General features: G+C 41.1%; 12 protein-coding genes, 1 pseudogene and 1 CRISPR repeat array. Of the genes and pseudogenes, 6 read left to right on the top strand and 7 right to left on the bottom strand.

From position 1 onward, the window contains the following. The first annotated feature begins 26 nt into the window (after window positions 1–26). Window positions 27–2108: a VapE domain-containing protein gene (locus F7D47_RS03375; protein ID WP_153095725.1), complete on the top strand. Its 2082-nt coding sequence runs from the start codon at window positions 27–29 to the stop codon at window positions 2106–2108. 769 nt (window positions 2109–2877) lie between these two features. Continuing rightward, window positions 2878–5405: a CRISPR direct-repeat array (repeat unit 30 nt; unit sequence ATTTCAATTCCATAAAGGTACAATTTGAAC). A 214-nt stretch (window positions 5406–5619) separates the two neighbouring features. On the opposite strand, the gene cas2 is transcribed toward F7D47_RS03375, so the two are convergent. The 6 genes and pseudogenes from cas2 to F7D47_RS03340 all read right to left on the bottom strand — a co-directional run bounded on the left by cas2 (window position 5620) and on the right by F7D47_RS03340 (window position 11683). Further along, window positions 5620–5883 carry a CRISPR-associated endonuclease Cas2 gene (cas2, locus tag F7D47_RS03365; protein WP_118255157.1) on the bottom strand — a complete coding sequence of 88 codons (264 nt, stop codon included), beginning with the start codon at window positions 5881–5883 and terminating at the stop codon, window positions 5620–5622. A 1-nt stretch (window position 5884) separates the two neighbouring features. Further along, window positions 5885–6901 (bottom strand): annotated as a pseudogene (cas1b, locus tag F7D47_RS03360) (type I-B CRISPR-associated endonuclease Cas1b). Further along, complete coding sequence (gene cas4, locus F7D47_RS03355) at window positions 6898–7416, bottom strand: CRISPR-associated protein Cas4 (protein WP_153084900.1); 519 nt, start codon at window positions 7414–7416, stop codon at window positions 6898–6900. Before cas4 ends, cas1b begins: the two are co-directional and overlap by 4 nt. Window positions 7417–7423: 7 nt before the next feature. Next, window positions 7424–10117 (bottom strand): CRISPR-associated helicase Cas3', encoded by a 2694-nt coding sequence (gene cas3, locus F7D47_RS03350; RefSeq protein ID WP_153084899.1) that lies wholly within the window; start codon window positions 10115–10117, stop codon window positions 7424–7426. A gap of 14 nt (window positions 10118–10131) precedes the next feature. Next, entirely contained in the window at window positions 10132–10917 is a 786-nt protein-coding gene (gene cas5b / locus F7D47_RS03345) for a type I-B CRISPR-associated protein Cas5b (protein WP_153084898.1), read from the bottom strand. 1 nt (window position 10918) lies between these two features. Beyond that, window positions 10919–11683, bottom strand: a complete 765-nt coding sequence (locus tag F7D47_RS03340; protein ID WP_153084897.1) for a type I CRISPR-associated protein Cas7 — start codon at window positions 11681–11683, stop codon at window positions 10919–10921. Window positions 11684–12156: 473 nt separating this feature from the next. On the opposite strand from F7D47_RS03340, the gene F7D47_RS03335 reads away from it, so the two are divergent. Beyond that, window positions 12157–12402 (top strand): hypothetical protein, encoded by a 246-nt coding sequence (locus F7D47_RS03335; RefSeq protein ID WP_153084896.1) that lies wholly within the window; start codon window positions 12157–12159, stop codon window positions 12400–12402. Window positions 12403–12859: 457 nt separating this feature from the next. Here the strand turns inward: F7D47_RS03335 and F7D47_RS03330 are convergent, their stop codons facing one another. After that, window positions 12860–13597, bottom strand: coding sequence for a S24 family peptidase (locus F7D47_RS03330; RefSeq protein WP_153084895.1), 738 nt, complete (start codon window positions 13595–13597; stop codon window positions 12860–12862). Window positions 13598–13745: 148 nt separating this feature from the next. Here F7D47_RS03330 and F7D47_RS03325 point away from each other — a divergent pair, with 148 nt between their 5' ends. The 4 genes from F7D47_RS03325 (at window position 13746) to F7D47_RS03310 (ending at window position 17368) form a co-directional block, all read left to right on the top strand. Next, a complete protein-coding gene (locus tag F7D47_RS03325) occupies window positions 13746–13952 on the top strand; it encodes a hypothetical protein (protein ID WP_228113353.1) in 207 nt (68 codons plus the stop codon). Between the two features lie 57 nt (window positions 13953–14009). Further along, window positions 14010–14357: a hypothetical protein gene (locus F7D47_RS03320; protein WP_153084894.1), complete on the top strand. Its 348-nt coding sequence runs from the start codon at window positions 14010–14012 to the stop codon at window positions 14355–14357. Window positions 14358–14580: 223 nt separating this feature from the next. After that, the gene (locus F7D47_RS03315; protein WP_153084893.1) at window positions 14581–15027 is read left to right on the top strand and encodes a hypothetical protein; all 447 of its coding nucleotides are present in this window, start codon (window positions 14581–14583) and stop codon (window positions 15025–15027) included. 115 nt (window positions 15028–15142) lie between these two features. Further along, window positions 15143–17368 (top strand): hypothetical protein, encoded by a 2226-nt coding sequence (locus F7D47_RS03310; protein WP_153084892.1) that lies wholly within the window; start codon window positions 15143–15145, stop codon window positions 17366–17368. The last annotated feature ends 16 nt before the right edge of the window (window positions 17369–17384 follow it).

Here is a 17384-nt window from a genome sequence, read left to right as displayed (position 1 = left end):
CACCCTATCAACAAATTAGCAGAAATATGAAGTTTACTATTACAAGAATCAACAAGCAGAACAAGTTGATGGTCAGTTCGAAAACCATAGAACGGTTTCTGGAGCGCATCGCTAAAGATGATGCCAAGCTGAGTGTCACCAATTTCAGAATGAGTGTGCCACTCATGGAGACCGACTACCAGTACTACAAAGGCATCAAGGAATGGCAGCACGTTTATCCAGCCGCAGAATTCAACAAGGATGAAAGCGGCAATCTCGTCTTCCAGAAATCAAACGGACTGGTGATGTTCCACTTCATCAACCTCATGTCGGACCAGGAAAAAGATGCCGTCAAGAAGACGGTCAGTCTGCTGCCGATGACCTTTGCTGCCTTCGAAGGAGCCGACGGCAGAAGCCTCATCGTGCTCGTAAGCATCTGCGACGAAGGAGGAAAAATCCCGACAAAAGAAGCCGACGCCGACTTACTCTACCAGTCTGCCTACGAACAGGTAAAGACGCTCTACCAGTCGCAGGTACAGGCAGCCATCAAACCCGAAAAACCATCATTGGCTTCCAACTTCATGCTTACGATGGATGCCTCTCCTTATTATAACAGCAAGGCAGTGGCGATGCGCATCTCCCAAAATATGAAGAAGGTTGCCTCAGCCCCTAAAAATGTAGACAATTTGAAGACATACGATGACTATGAGTTTCTTTACCGCAAGGCAGCAGAAGAGACGAAGGAAGAGATGAAAAAAGCCAACATCTCATGGCAGAACGATGAAGACCGGTTCCTTGCCGGTTTCTCAGCCATCGCCATCAAGCTCTGCAACATGGGCCTCAGCGAAGAAGAAGCTTTCATCCATATCCGCCGCAACAACTGGGGACATGTGACAGAAGAGAAACTCCGCCAGATAGTGGGCACCGCTTACGATACCCATTCCAAAGACAGGAAGACGGAGAAATCAGCCTCAGGCAGAAAAGGCCGTGCCGAAATTCTGCAGATGATCAGATACCTGGAGAGCCGGTACCAGTTCCGTTACAATACCGTGATGAAATATACCGAATACCGCCCGAACAATTCATGGGTTGGCGATTTCAGACCGGTGGATGCCCGTGTGCAGAAAAGCATGACGCTGGATGTTCAGATAGCCGACATCCACGTAAGCATCAAGGATGTAAGGAATTTTCTAGAGTCAGACCGCATCAGAAATTACAGCCCAATAGAGTCCTATCTCTATGACTGTCTGGGAAAATGGGACGGCAAGGACCGCATCCGTGCCCTGGCTCGAACCGTACCCACCAACAATCCTCATTGGGAAGACTGGTTTTGCACCTGGTTTCTGGGAATGGTTGACCAGTGGCGCGGCATGTATCGCCGTCAATATGGCAACAGTACCATGCCGCTGCTCATTTCCAAGCAAGGTTACAACAAGAGCACCTTCTGCCGCCGTCTCATCCCTACCGAATTATCGTGGGGCTTTACCGACAATATGATTCTGTCAGAAAAGCGTCAGGTATTGCAGGCGATGTCACAATTTCTGCTCATCAATCTCGATGAGTTCAATCAGATTTCACCACAGGTGCAGCAGGGATTTCTAAAGAATCTGCTGCAGTTGCCTACGGTGAAAATCAAGCCGCCATACGGAAGTCATGTACAGGAATTTCCTCGTCTAGCCTCCTTCATCGCCACCAGCAACATGACCGATATTCTTTCCGACCCATCCGGCAACCGCCGTTTCCTGGGAGTAGAACTGACGGGACCTATCGATGTGAGTGGCAGACTGAACTATGAGCAGCTTTATGCGCAGGCGATGCAAGCTTTGGAGCGTGGCGAAAAATCCTATTTCGACGCCAAGGAAACCGCCATCATCATGCAACATAACAGACAATTTGAACAGATTTCCCCTATCAAGCAATGTTTTCTGCAGGTTTTCGAGCCTGCAAGTACCCCGGAAAATGGCGAATATCTGATGGCAGCCGCCATTTTCGACATTTTGAAGCAGAAATTCGGCTCTTCTCTCCAGGTTTCGAGTATACAGAAATTGGGCAGAGAGCTTCAGAATATAGAAGGTTTGAAGAACCGAAGAACAAGATTTGGTACTGAGTATCTGGTAGTTAGGAAATAACCTACTCACTTTCCATCTCATTCCCTCATAAAAAGAGTGTGGCAATGCGTGGCATTAGGTGGCAACAGAAATACCGCTTACTGCCACGCATTATTCACTTATAATCAGAGAGTTAAATGCATTGGTGATAGATGTGGCAATAAAAACAGAAAAACAGCACCATGTAGAGTGGTTGTTCGGAATTTCCGAACAACCACTTTTTGCTTTACCATTCGCATGTATTAATTATTATGCAGAAATCATGAACTTCATTATGCGAACTCATCCACTTCATTTCACGAGTTCATCCACTTCATTTCACGAGTTCATCTACTTCATTGAGTTGACACATACGGCTGCGGTGGCTGAAGGAGACGGCTGAGTTGGCTGAAGGAGACGGCTGCATTAGCTGAAGGAGTCGAATGCAGTGGCTGAAGGAGACGAATGCGGTGAGCGGAGGAGACGAATGCGATAGCTGGAGGAGTCGAATGCGGTGGCTGAAGGAGACGACTGAGTTAGCTGAATGAGTCGACTGCATTAGGTGAAGGAGACGGCTGAGTTGGCAGAAGGAGACGGCTGCATTAGCTGAAGGAGTCGAATGCATTAGCTGAAGGAGTCGAATGCGATAGCTGAAGGAGTCGAATGCTGTGGCAGGAGGAGACACATTCTGAACACTTATAACTAGAGATTGCGGTATAATACTAAAGCTATCAGTACTTCTGAATTAATTCCATAAAGGTACGATTAGATTAGAACTTTGTTCGGAATTAACTCAATACATATTGTCTATATTTCAATTCCATAAAGGTACAATTTGAACGCGATATACGCACGCCCGCTTTTCTCTCTATATTTCATTTCAATTCCATAAAGGTACAATTTGAACGATCAAGAGATACCAATCGAAGGCGCAAAGATGATATTTCAATTCCATAAAGGTACAATTTGAACACGTGCGGATTGATGCACTCATCCTTGATGTTGTACTATTTCAATTCCATAAAGGTACAATTTGAACTTCCAGCCTTTTTCTTTTTAAAACCTAGAAAAAAAATTCAATTCCATAAAGGTACAATTTGAACTTATTACTATTGTATATGATATGCTAGACCAAATATTTCAATTCCATAAAGGTACAATTTGAACGGTTCGTGATTGTCACACGAGGTGCTGAAAATTGATTTCAATTCCATAAAGGTACAATTTGAACTCTACAGCTTTCACCTCTTCATCAATGATGGCTGAAAATTTCAATTCCATAAAGGTACAATTTGAACATAGCATTCTCCTGTGAATTTATCAATCCCTTCTCATTTCAATTCCATAAAGGTACAATTTGAACCAGATGCCTCCTTCTTGGTGAGATAGTTCTTCCACTATTTCAATTCCATAAAGGTACAATTTGAACTGTATGCTGCGCCCACGGTGGTCATGAGCATGCGCATTTCAATTCCATAAAGGTACAATTTGAACCCCGATTGCTTTTTGATTTACTGCCATAATTCTAATTTCAATTCCATAAAAGTACAATTTGAACTGCAACTCCTCATTACTGCCAAGGCAGAGATAACCGCATTTCAATTCCATAAAGGTACAATTTGAACCAACTGCGCACTCTGGAAAAAAATCAAGGAACACTTATTTCAATTCCATAAAGGTACAATTTGAACCGGAGCGTAGTTCCGCCATGCGTAGCGGTACTGAAATTTCAATTCCATAAAGGTACAATTTGAACTATTCAATAGCGAGATTTATAACTGCGTTCTTTTATTTCAATTCCATAAAGGTACAATTTGAACGCGCCATCAGTAGCGAAATCCTCTTCATCATAACATTTCAATTCCATAAAGGTACAATTTGAACATGATGCCGAGGATATACTGCTTGCGGCGTGCCTATTTCAATTCCATAAAGGTACAATTTGAACCGGGATATGCCTTTATATTCATATCCATATTTTACTAATTTCAATTCCATAAAGGTACAATTTGAACACTCTCAGCTTTGCCTGAGTTTTACTTGCATCATTCTTATTTCAATTCCATAAAGGTACAATTTGAACAGGGGGTTAAATTCCGCTAGGCGACAAATAAGCCATTTCAATTCCATAAAGGTACAATTTGAACTCATCCTCGCTGTACTTTGACTCAAAATCCTTTTTCATTTCAATTCCATAAAGGTACAATTTGAACTCCTTATACTGCATATCCACGCAGGAATAGCTCTATTTCAATTCCATAAAGGTACAATTTGAACTATCACATCTTTATAGTATTCTATCTGCTTCTCTATCATTTCAATTCCATAAAGGTACAATTTGAACTCAGTAGCTTGCAGCCCAGTTCGCCCTCCAGAGCCTATTTCAATTCCATAAAGGTACAATTTGAACTAAAGTAAAAACTAGTGTACAAGCTGGTGCACAAAAAGCATTTCAATTCCATAAAGGTACAATTTGAACGCTTCTTACAATGGAAATGTTGACCTTTTGTCTCATTTCAATTCCATAAAGGTACAATTTGAACTGTAGCAGAGAGAGATTCGCGGAGAGTAGAAACAACATATTTCAATTCCATAAAGGTACAATTTGAACTAGGGTGGGGGCTGCGCAGCAGCCGTGGGTCCCACCCTAATTTCAATTCCATAAAGGTACAATTTGAACCATGGGCGCAACCGAGCCTTAGTAACCTTCAAGCATATTTCAATTCCATAAAGGTACAATTTGAACAGTTGCCTTTGCACGTTCAATGGCGACGATAGACATTTCAATTCCATAAAGGTACAATTTGAACTCTAGCAAAGGGACATCAGAGACTCAAGGGGGCGGTGGGATTTCAATTCCATAAAGGTACAATTTGAACATTTCGTTCTATTTCCAAGAAGGGGTGACGGCCATTCAATTTCAATTCCATAAAGGTACAATTTGAACTGTTTTGCCGTTCCAATTGAAATTGAGTTTCTTACATTTCAATTCCATAAAGGTACAATTTGAACGAGACAAAGATGCATATCTGCCATCTCTTCGTTATAAATTTCAATTCCATAAAGGTACAATTTGAACACAGATATCGGAAATCAGCAACTAAATCATCAACAAATTTCAATTCCATAAAGGTACAATTTGAACGTTTTTTCATTAGGCTACGTAATTAAAGTTATAAATTTCAATTCCATAAAGGTACAATTTGAACTTTTATATTCACTTTTTATAAAGTTTGTCACTTCTATTTCAATTCCATAAAGGTACAATTTGAACACACAAACAACGTGGGTATCATGCTCATTAAACGGATTTCAATTCCATAAAGGTACAATTTGAACCCGTTAATCCTTAGACATAGATGCTCGAAGAATCAATAGGTTTGCGGGTGCAAAGATACAAAAAATCTTCAGAAAAAATGTCGATGCCTAAAGATATTTTTTCTGCGGCCTTACGACAACCTGCCTATTTATGGAGGTTTCAATAAGTCAAAGAACACTTTCGGAGGTTTTTCCGAACCTAGAAACGGAAAATTAGAACCACATCGACAACTCTTTATAAGAAATTATCGGTAGACATTCTTTCTTTTCCAAGAATCTGTTTGTTCATATTATACCCCATTTTATTGGTGAAAACAATGACACTATCCTCGGATTCATCAATGATAGCTTTCATCTTCATTTGCAATTCCCGAAGTTTAGCTTCAGATAATTCTCCCTCCAAAACTGAGTTCTGAATCCAACACAAATATTGGCGGCAAAGCTTCAACATTTTGCCTACTCGCTTCTCACCAACATCATAAACTATAATCACATACATATCACCAATACATTTTAAAAGGTTTATATTCTTCTATTCCCAAAATATCTTTTAGTAGCTTATAGCATTCCAACTTTATAAGATGCTTATAGCTTACATTACGTCCTAAAGAACGATGACGGAATGTCTCATCATAACGCTCTTCCATGGCCTTTACAAAAATCTTCTTTCCCTTTTCGTTCAAAAGACATTTGTTGAGTTTCTTATCAAAATGACTGGTGCTTAAAGCATGCTTATTGAGTACCTTGAAGATGACTCTATCCACGATAATAGGTTTGAAGATCTCGGATATATCCAGACATAACGAAAAACGCCTTTCTCCCGGAGTATGCAGAAAGCTTATCGTTGGATTGAGCTGAGTTTGATGAACAGCCCGGAGAGTTTCGGTATAGCACATCATATTACCAAAAGAGATGAGAGCATTAACCTCGTTCTCCGGCGGTTGCTTGGTTCTTGCCCCCATATTGAAATCATCGAGAATGATATCGAATGCAGCATAATATGCCTGTCTGATATTTCCCTCAATTCCCATTATCTCATCTACAGCCTTAGCATCTGGCAAAGTATTACTCAATCTTTTAATAGTATCGATAATATCTTGCAGGTCTTTTCCTCTACGATTATAATAGTTGAGGTTCATAACCATATTCCAAGCTGCTCCCTGAATGAATTTACGCGCCAATTCTACCCTTTTCTTCTTATTTTGGTACGCAGATGTTTGTGCCAACAATGCCTTGCCTGAAAGAAGACTTTCCCTTGGCATGAAGCTTCCGGTATAGTTCTCATAATAGTCGAAGAAGTGGACAGGAATACCTTTCTGCCCCAGAAAGTTGAACAAAGCACTATTTGCCCGCAGACTTCCAAAGGCATACAGTTCCGCAACATCCTCAATAGGAATGTATCGAGGTTGCTGCTTGATTTATTCATTTTCTTCATTTACGATAACAGGCGTGAACTTCAGCGTATTATCTCTGCGTTCCATGATGCCTGGATTGAACAGATAGAAACTTCTTTTCATTCTTCTTCCTCCAACTCGTTTATATAACAAAAATCGAAATAACTACAATTCTTACAGATGCCTTTCTTAACTTTAGACGGGCAAACATCTTGAGAGATTATCTTAATAATGTCTTTAGATATAACCTGAATGTCATCTCTATCGACATCTGTCAAGATTACTTCTTTTGTCTTTCTCAAAAGAGGATATTCCAAGATGCCCTTCACGCCATCAATTCCATGTTGCTCGAAAACATACATGTAATATTTCAGTTGCCATTCATGAGCTTTATCCACCTTATTAGATTTCTTTATCTCATGGATGACCTTGTTCTTGGCATCATAGTAATCCACTTTGATACCATCAATCTCCACTTCCTCATACTTTGATGTACGTTGCGGATAACTTGATTCATGCACCAGCTTTCCTTCATAGACTAAGTCAGATTCTTGTTCCATGTTGATGCTATTGGCAAACAGCCATAGTTCCCTATGACATACGAAATAATAGTTTATAAATGTGCCTGAAATTCTCATATAAAACTCACAAAAAATTAGTATCAGTAAACTTATCCGTATTAATGCCTTCATCGAAGGAATAAAGATCTTCCCAACTGTTAAGATAAAGAAATCCATATTTTTCGTAACCAAACGTATGAATTATGTCATAATCTTTACCATAAGGATAGATACAAAATGAGAACTGACTCATTAAGCTGAGTATTTGTTTCATCTTGATTTTGTTTTTTATAAAGTCTTCATCAGGTGCAGTTACTAACTCCTCAAAGAAATCCCATACCTTACGTCCGTCAATATTATCATTGTCTAATAGCCCAAACTCATTAGCTATAGCAACCACATTTCCCAACATAGAAGAAGGTATCTGTAACGGAACAAAAACTGTTACGTTTTTTTGATCAATAAGGCAAATAGACCGATTTATTTCAGGAAAATTTAAAGACTTAATTGCTTCATAAAAATCATGGATATTCTGAATATAAGCAGATTTATTCTGCTGCTTTATCTTACTCATGATCATGTCATACAACTTGTCAAAATTCTTATTCGCAAGTATTTCTTTATATGCTGTTGAGTCTGCATTCGATTTTGTCATAATTTCATATCGCTCATCCTTACCGTAAAGTGATTTTTCGGAGTCGCAATCAAACAAATAGAGTTTACAATTGTCCTTATTGCAATTACGATTAATTCGACCAGCCAGTTGTTCTTCACTGTCAATTAGCGACTTGTCTTTAAATCCGAGATCCATGTCTATGTCCACTCCTGCTTCTACAACTTGTGTGGTGATAAGCAGCAATTTACTATTTCTATAACATCTTGACTTCAAAGAAGATATTATCATTCTACGTCTTGGTTCTAGAATTGTCCCAGATAGAATAACAATATTATCAAAAAAGCCGTTTACTTCTTTTGCAAGAGAATAAAAAGTATTAGCTGTTCTTTTGGTAATAAACTCGACTATTGTAAAGACCCCATTCACATTGTCTTTGTTTTCGGTAGAATATTGATACGATTTTTCTTCCACGACATTAAAAAGTTCTTTCAAGTATGCTTCCTTTGTGTCATCATTTGGTCTTTCCTTTTCAAGAAGAGAGTAATCAAAAGATACCCTGTTGCAAAAATTGGGATTTCTAAAATATTTGTCTCTGTCTGGTACTAAATAGGTAAATGGGTCTTGCCTATCATTAGCCATCAATAATTTTCCAATTTTTGGAAGCGTGGCTGACATTAGGATAAACTTCATATTGAAATATTGAGCATACCATGAAATAAGGCAAATAATCTTATTCCACATTCTCGGTGGATACGATTGAAGCTCATCTATAATAACTACAGAATTGGCTAACCGATGAATAAGATAATTGCTTTCCTTTACATTTGTCTTTAGGACATTGAAAAATTTGATATGGGACATTAATGTTATGGGATAGTCCATAAACATCTGATCCAGATAATTAAGATACTGATCTTCATTCTCATATTTTCCATCCGAACTTTTTACTGGAGCTTTTGAATGAATCTCTGCTATTTCATCGTCTTCAAGACCAAGGGTTTCCTTAAGCGATTCATATGTTTGTGTAATCAGTGTTGTGAAAGGGAAAACATAGAAAATGTTCTTAATGGAAGAATCTGCATCCAGCAATTCTCCTAAAGCCAACATGGACACATTGGTCTTTCCTGCCCCAGTCGGTGCATCTATGTAGAAAAGCCTTTCCCCAAGGTGATGGCGTATATTTGTTACAACATCATACGCCAAATCGCACCTTAGGTTGTTAAGACTCTCGTTGCATCTCTGGTTGACATCATGCTTCGGTACTATACCTTTGTCCACATAATCAAATACTTTGTGATTGTAGACTTTGCTGTTATGAACATTATAAATAATCTTATCTCTAAGCACACTATTAATGAATCCTTTACCAGCATGAATGCCTTTCCAATTATTCATAAAGTGAGCGGTAGCAAGATAGTCTGATGCCGTCAACAAAGAGTAACAAAGTCTTACAAGTGCATAAACAGGATAATTGTGGTCTGCAAGTTTCGACAAGTCATTAAAATAATAAAATGCATCGTCTATTCCGGACAAGAAATTATTAAGCTTTTCCAACTTGTCCTCTGACATATTTATATTTAGAAATGATATGTATGGACTTAGATCACTGGATTTAATATTTGTCCAAAAGTCCATATTCTCACACTCTCCCAATTCGCTACTATGGTGCTTTGCAATAGAGTAGCTCATAAACAAGGCGATATTACAAAGAAAGACAATCTCGTCATTCTCTGTAATGTTCTTATCTAACAGGTTGAAAACAGAAATGGCAAGATATAGGTAGGCACTTATAAGTGAATGGTTTGAGCCAAAATTATGAAGAACTATCTTCAGTTTTTGATTGTTCTTCATCTTGTTCTTTTGAAACTGGTCATTCAACTTCCCTAAATCATGGTAAGCTATTGCGTCCCAAAATAATTGATAAACCATTTGGTGGAGTCTAGCATCACAAGGCCCAATTGTAGATTTTTCGATAAGACCTTTTATAATGCCATCCAAACCATTTGATGCAGCAATACTTTTTGCATATTTCATCGTGAGTACGCAGTGATCAACCAATTTCTCACGAACGGATTTGTTATCATTGGATACATGTGAATAGTAAATATCCGCATTTTTGATCAAGTTGCCAAAAAAGGCCTTATCGTATAATCTACCAATCATATCATTTATATTATTTATATCATTTGTATTATCTGTGAATCACCTATATCAAAGAATGCAGCAGAGCTGTCAACCGTCAATTCTTTACTGAATAAAATATTTGAATATACAAAATCTGCATAATCATATTGAAAGAGTTCTTCGTTGAATCCTACTGGCAACTTCTCAAAATATATGAACGTAGGTTTTTCATCACGCTTTGCGAACAAGGACAATGATGATTTTACAATATATTTACTTACCGCTTCATTCTTACGAAAAAGAGATGATATCTTAAAATCCCTGTTGAAATGGAAAGCTTTAAATTCAGAGTATTCTGTTGGATTGATCCACCAGACACCAAATTCGTTCTTACCCATATAAGGAATGTATTCGGCTCTATAAGACATTATGTTTTCATAAAGCCGCTTTTCCGTTTCATCATTTGTATTTAAAAGCAGGTAACACCTATAAGAAGGCTTGAGAAGGGTCTGCTCTTTGACTATCAGATTACCTCCAGCTTCATTACTCGCAAATCCAGTACCATTATTATAAGTGATAACCTCTTTTGTATAGTTACCATTGTCACTTGCCAATGGTTGTACGGCCACTTTCAAATCTCGGAATTTACAGTAATATTCTGGCAAGACACCTTCTTTTTCATGTCCCTTAAGGCCAACGATGGCACCAAGTATCCCCAATAATGCCGGTTTGTGCAGCATATTGTAAGTCAGATAGATACCATCGTTGATATCAGGCTTCTTGAAGAAACCCATCTCTGCCTTCAAATCAAACGATATTAGCTTTTGATTTGAATTCATATTAAATATCGTATTGTTTGACTTCTTCGGTCAGATTCTTCAAATTGCAGGTTTGCTTATTATAGTAAACCTCCACACTCTCAACGGAGGATTTGATATCTTCGAGTTTGTTTGTTAATGCCTCAAAATCGTACACACATTTCCCATTCTTTTTCTCTTCCTCCAAGTTAATAAGTGTTGCAAAGCTGGGAAGAACCAACTTTGAACCTTCCTTGAGTTCTACCCAGACAAGCATCTCGTTCTCACATCCTGCTTTGGACGCAGAATCATACCATGTTACTCCACAGCGCATACCAACTTTCAGCTTGTCTATATCTGCGGAACTTAACTTTGCACCTTCACCTACAATTTCAGAGATATCATCCAGATTGCCTGGATTAATAGAGAAATGATGAAGGTAATGACCTTCTTCAAGTCTTGACTGTCGGCCTATCGTAGTCATACTTTTTTCGGTGTCGGTATCTTCATCCTTTTTACTAGCCTTATTACTAGCTTTATTACTAAAAGGCGATGTAATCTGTTCAGTATAGATATAATTGTCTTTCCAAATGTTCATGCCATGATTTATTTGTACCGGTCCATGAACAGAAACGTTGGTACAACCTGCAAATGTTGCACCAAACAACTTGACATCAAGACATGATAAGAGGTTCTTGGCAACTTCTTTTTTCTTATTTTTCGCCTCTTCCTCAGATATAGGTCCAAACAGATTCTCGTATCTTTCATCCAAAGACCTTGGATTCAGATTATCGTTAAGGGTCTTCATGTAGAAAACATCTAGAGGGCACAAAACGAAGCGTATATTTAAGAGAGAGCCCGAAAATGATGGAAGAACCTAGAATAGAGATAGTTAGATAGATGAAGGGAAAAAGAGGGTGTAAAACGAAACGTTTACATTGGTTGAATTTTGGTTGAATTATCAGAGAGACTGGTTTACATAGAACGAGGGAAAAGTTTACATCGGATTGCATCTGCTTTACATCAGAGAGGCTGAGAGGCTTCTGAGGCGTGCAGGATGGCTTGTCTGCAAGGCGATGGATAGATGGAAACGGCGAAGGATTAGAGCGGCTTAACGGCCGTTTTTTAGTGTCTTGTTGCGAAGAAAAATTTGGGTTTTAGGAATAATTAAGATGCAATTTTATTCCATATAACAATTATTTGGTATATTTGCAGCCGATAATGAGGGCGATGCGCTTTGCGGTGCGTGGCTCCTGATGTAGGACTTAAAACGATAGAAATATGGCAAAAGTAGTACACGTTCACCTGATGGTGGGCAAGCATGAAGGACGAAAAGACTTCTATTTCAGCTCCATCACGGCAATATACACCGTATTGACGGCTGAAGAGGTTGGCGCGACCAGGAGCTATCTGCTGCATGCAGGGCTTGGTGGAAATGGTACGGTAATGACGAAACGCGCTGTAATTAAGCAATCTACGCTTATTTCGGGTGGCCGGATGAGTAATGTATCACCCGAGAAGGAATAAGGGCTTAGAACGCCATTTTTAGGGTGTTTTGGGCGTATTGGAACGACATTATAAGCCTGTATGCTTTTAGAGGGTAATTTATGGGTATTCGGGGAGCTTTCGGGCTCCCCTTTTTTGTGCCAAAAATGGTCGATTTTGGGTAGTGGACTTGCAAGTGGACTTGCAAACTGGACTTGCATTTTTCAAAAACTGGACTTGCAAAAGTGGGGTAAAACTCATAACGATAGCTTGGGTAGGAAAACTACCACTTTGCCACTTTATGTGCAGGAAACATACCCTTTTTCGACTTCGGTTTTTGGCGCTTACACCTTATTATATATAGTATATAGGGGCTTTTTAGCCTATTTTAGCGCCTTCCAGGGGGAGGGGGAACACACTAGGGGTACTTTTTGGGGGTGTACCATCTTCCCGGAGCCGGGAAAATGATACGCATCCTGGAGGTGGGTATGAAACGGGGTTACTCCAGACGGATGATGCCTCTGACGAGAGCGATGGCGTGGAGGTATGATTTCTCCAGTTCGAATGGCGGGTATTTCTCATTATCGGAGACGATGCAGATATGATCATCATCCTTACCCGGTAGTACTCGCTTGATGATTGGTCCCTGGTTGGTGTCGAGAACATAGGTCTTGTTCCATTGGAAGAAGATGTCATTCATCGGTATCTTCTGACAAGCCACGAGGTCGCCAGAGTAGTATGTAGGCTGCATGGAATCGCCTTTTACCCTGATAAGGAAATCGGCGCCCTTGAAGTCTGGTATGATATAGTGCTCGCATTCGTACTCCATTATAGATACGTCGGAAGTGAATGCTCCTGCCATTGCACTGGTAGGTATGAGTGGGATGCCCACCATACTTCCCTCTGGTAGTTTTTGAATCCGAGAAGAACATTCGCTATTTTTCTCTGATTTCTTCATTTTTCTCTCCTTTTCGTCAGGGTATGGTGCTTCATCAGCGCCGGAAGTACTCGTTTTGAGCATGTTTCCCTCGCCTGTCAAGAGCCAAGTAGGATTAATATCATCGTAAGTACTCACGATTTTTGCTAAAACATCGGCTTTTGGTACGACTCCCCTTATGTAGCCACGGATATTAGCCTCACTTACGCCCAGTGTTTGGGCGAATACTGTGTTCGTATTCCCTGCCTTTTTCTCTACTAAAAGCTTAATTCTGTCGTGAATAGTTGCGATTTTTGCCATAATTTTAATATCTAAACGAAAAAAGTCACGAAATTATTTGGTAGTTTCGTGAGAAATCACTATCTTTGCACCGTGTTTAAGATAAACACCGCGCCAAAGATACTAAAAAAGCGCGAGCTGGGCAAATTTATAAACTTAAAAAACAATAATGATGGAAAATGTAGAGAAGGCCTTCAATGGTCTTGGTAGAACAAAGAAAGTGGAGTTTATCTCCAAGAACATCGAGCTTGCATCATCAAGCGCAGTTGCAGACTATGTGAAGGGATATCTCTTCGATGTGCTCGAAGATGTGGGTGATGATGAGTATGTAGCGACTTACCTTCGAGGTAAGGGCTATAAGGTTGAGAAGAAATAGAGTGTTTAACCAATGGAGGAGAATAATAGGTTCTCCTCCTGATAAAAAGAGATTAAGATGAAAAAAGAAGCTAAGACGAAAAGTGTAATTCTTTTAAATTCCATCTCAGAGTGCATGAAGGTAATAACTCTCTTAGAAGAGGCTGGAAAGATAGAAGAAGTCGATCTAAGATATCGAGGCGAGACTTGCCCATTTGCATCACGGCAGAATACCGGAATGCCGATAGACCAGGCACACAAAGTTCTTCTCCTGAGCAGGAGTACTTTGGTATGCCGATGTTGCGGGAAAATGTTTCCGTTACGCCGTCGAGCATTAAGTGCACAGGATAGAGCTTTCTTTTCAACTCTTCTTCCGGGAGTACCGTTTGGAACTCTGCCTGGAACTCTAATACGTAAAGTGCCATAAGTGATAAATTAATAAGTGAAACATGAATTTTGGTGCAAAGATAAGCATTTTGAGCGAAAAAGACTTAATGTTTGCCATAAGTTTAGTTTTCAAAGGGTAGAAAGAATCAGGATTAACAACGAGCCGGGCAACGTTTCCCGGCAACTTGGAGGTAGCTGGAATGTATGGCGGTTCGACTCCGTCTTCCTCCACCATTAGAATAAAATTATAATATTGTTAGAATATGAAAAGAGCAATAGACGTAAGCACGGAGGTACGCGAAGGAATACGCAAGACCTTCAAGGTGTCAGACCAAGCTATCTGGCTTGCTCTCACCTTCGACCCTAAGCGGGGCATGAGCGACAAGGCAAAGCGCATCCGCCAGTACGCCAAAATCAACGGTGGCGTGGAGACGGTAGTTGCCGAAAAGGGTGACACCTTGCTTTTCGACCATGAAGGAAGCTTCAGACAATACTTCTCCAACGGAGCGGTACTGGAGTTCGACAAGAAGACGGGTAATGCTACCATCTTCTTCAAGGGTAAGGAAATGGTATCTGCGGACAATGTCTTGGTTCGTGAGATGCCTTCGCTTCAGATTATGGCAGCAAGGTGGAAGCAGAAGGATGCCGAAATCATCGGCAATCCTGGTATGAGAGAACGTCTGGAACGTGGATTTAGAGTTGGAGGATAGGGTTATGGACATTACTTGGTATCTAATTACTGCCATCGTGAGTATCTGTATAGGTATCTACATGGGCAGGAACTGGGATTATTTCACCAGCGAAGAATAAAGAAAGGTTATAGTTATGGAATATTACGGCAATACACTTTGCATATCTGCGACAGAACTTGTTGGAACGGGCATCATGAGCAAGAGTTGCTACGACTCTGCGGTGAATCGCAAGAGATTAAATGTGGTACGTCGAGGCGGTGGCGCAAGCGGCTGCACGGCTCTCATTGCCGTAGACAGCTTGCCTACCAAATACCGCAAGGCGGTGGAAGTAGAGTTCCCCGGAGGTCCCGAAGTAAGGCTACGAGGATGGATAACTTCCAATTATGAGGTAGATCAGCACGCCATGTGCTACTTCCAGAGCAGACAGCAGACGGGCTTGGACCTGTCGGCAGAGAAGATCCAGGAGTATGTGGTGAATGCCTCAGTGCTCAATACCTGCATCAAGCTCTACGAACGAGCCTCTGCCTACCGCAAGCTGATGGGTGAACGCTACGACTGGGAAATGATGGCAAGTACCATCAAGGTATTGAAGGAAACCTATCATCATACCCTACCCGAATCGACACTGAGATTCCGAAAGAAGGTGAATGAGTATAAGGCTGGCGGCTACGGCGTACTGATTAGTGGCAAGTTCGGTAATCAGAACACCAGAAAGGTTGACGTGAAGACTGAGAAGCTGGTCATCGGCCTGCAATGCCTTCCTAATAAGCCTTATAACTCCCAGGTAAAGGAACTGTATGACTCCTTCGTATGCGGCGAGCTTGATGTTTATGATGTTCAGACTGGAGAGCTGTTTGACCCGGAAGATTTCTGTGATAAGGATGGAAATCCGAAGAGTTTGAGCGACAGTACCATCAGAAACATCCTGAATAAGCCGAAGAACAGGCTTATTTGGGATAAGAGTCAGTTGAGCTGGAGTGCCTTCATGCACGAGAGTATGCCTCACATGCACCGCCATTCGGGTGAATACTCGCTGAGCCAGATAACCATGGATGACGTGGATCTGACCCGCAAGCTGAAGGATACGAAACTGAGGGTGAAAGCCTACTATGCTTACGACTCGGTGAGCCAGTGCGTGCTGGGCGCCAGCTATTCCAGGGACAAGGATCAGAATCTGGTGAAAGAATGCTTCAGGGATATGTTCAGGCTGATAGCCAAGTATGGCTGGGGTATTCCGGCAGGTATTGAGGTGGAGAACCACCTGATGTCTGAATATAAGTACACCCTGCTCCAGGAAGGAACGGTATTCAGCTATGTACGCTACTGTGCGCCTCTTAATTCACAGGAGAAGCAGGCTGAGAGCCTTAACGGAGCCAAGAAGCGCCGTATCATCCACCGCAACCACGTAGGTATCGGCCGATTCTATGGCAAGTGGAAATACAGAGTGGAATCTAAGAAGATAAGCGATGCGGGTAATGATACCTGGGAAGACAAGCAGTATTACTCATTCGATGAGCTTGTGGCGGATGACCGCCGTGACAACTACGAGTGGAACCATACGCTGCACCCTAATCAGAAGAAATACCCTGGTATGACAAGATGGGATGTTCTGATGGAGCATATCAATCCGAACCTGCGTCCGTTTGATGCCATCACCCTTGCCCGATATATCGGCGAGAAGGTTGAGACCTCTGTAAGACGCAATTCTACGGTAAGAGTGGCCTATGAAGACTGGTGGCTGAGCAAGCCGGACGTACTGGAGCGCCTGGCTCCCAATAATTACAAGGTTACCGCTTACTATCTGCCGGATGAGGACGGAAAGCCGCAGGATGTGTTCATCTTCCAGGGAGACAGATTCATCGACCAGGTAGAGCGGGTGGAAACCTACAACAGAGTGATGGCAGAACAGACCGAGGAGGACAAGAAGAAGTTCTATCATCAGCAGAAGAAGGTCAAGGAATTTATGAACTACACCAACAGGAACCTGGTTCCTAGGTTGGGAATACACAATAGCAAGGATTATGAAGAAGAACAACAGAAAGAGGTTGAAGAGCTCGCTGCGAAGCCGACTGGGATGGATATTTATACATCCGATGTTCCCGATAGCGATTTCGGAGTACAGACAGCTGGTAAAGCTGGAGTTCGGTGTGAAACTGAAATCGGGCGGCAGAGTGATTGTGAGAATGCGCAGGGATTTGGATCATCCTGGGGAGACTGCCCGCCGTACGCTGATGAAGGGGTACGAGAAGATAGCCCGAAGATACCGGGAGAAGACCCTGTCGTACTACAAGGCGCATCTCCAATAGCCGAAGAAGACGAGGATGCATTAGCAATAGCGATGGCGTTCGAGCAGGCGTAAGAATCAACTTAGAATA

Source organism: Segatella copri (assembly GCF_009494835.1).
Taxonomy (GTDB): domain Bacteria; phylum Bacteroidota; class Bacteroidia; order Bacteroidales; family Bacteroidaceae; genus Prevotella; species Prevotella copri_F.
Note: the sequence above shows the minus strand (reverse complement) of the source record. Positions and strands in the feature narration are given on the sequence as shown.

Excerpts from the sequence above, each read along its gene's own strand:
- cas4 (WP_153084900.1), bottom strand. The coding sequence starts at position 7,416 with ATGAGAATTTCAGGCACATTTATAAACTATTATTTCGTATGTCATAGG.
- F7D47_RS03375 (WP_153095725.1), top strand. The coding sequence starts at position 27 with ATGAAGTTTACTATTACAAGAATCAACAAGCAGAACAAGTTGATGGTC.
- F7D47_RS03315 (WP_153084893.1), top strand. The coding sequence starts at position 14,581 with ATGAAAAGAGCAATAGACGTAAGCACGGAGGTACGCGAAGGAATACGC.
- F7D47_RS03310 (WP_153084892.1), top strand. The coding sequence starts at position 15,143 with ATGGAATATTACGGCAATACACTTTGCATATCTGCGACAGAACTTGTT.
- F7D47_RS03335 (WP_153084896.1), top strand. The coding sequence starts at position 12,157 with ATGGCAAAAGTAGTACACGTTCACCTGATGGTGGGCAAGCATGAAGGA.
- cas5b (WP_153084898.1), bottom strand. The coding sequence starts at position 10,917 with ATGAATTCAAATCAAAAGCTAATATCGTTTGATTTGAAGGCAGAGATG.
- F7D47_RS03340 (WP_153084897.1), bottom strand. The coding sequence starts at position 11,683 with ATGAAGACCCTTAACGATAATCTGAATCCAAGGTCTTTGGATGAAAGA.
- F7D47_RS03325 (WP_228113353.1), top strand. The coding sequence starts at position 13,746 with ATGATGGAAAATGTAGAGAAGGCCTTCAATGGTCTTGGTAGAACAAAG.
- F7D47_RS03330 (WP_153084895.1), bottom strand. The coding sequence starts at position 13,597 with ATGGCAAAAATCGCAACTATTCACGACAGAATTAAGCTTTTAGTAGAG.
- cas2 (WP_118255157.1), bottom strand. The coding sequence starts at position 5,883 with ATGTATGTGATTATAGTTTATGATGTTGGTGAGAAGCGAGTAGGCAAA.
- cas3 (WP_153084899.1), bottom strand. The coding sequence starts at position 10,117 with ATGATTGGTAGATTATACGATAAGGCCTTTTTTGGCAACTTGATCAAA.
- F7D47_RS03320 (WP_153084894.1), top strand. The coding sequence starts at position 14,010 with ATGAAAAAAGAAGCTAAGACGAAAAGTGTAATTCTTTTAAATTCCATC.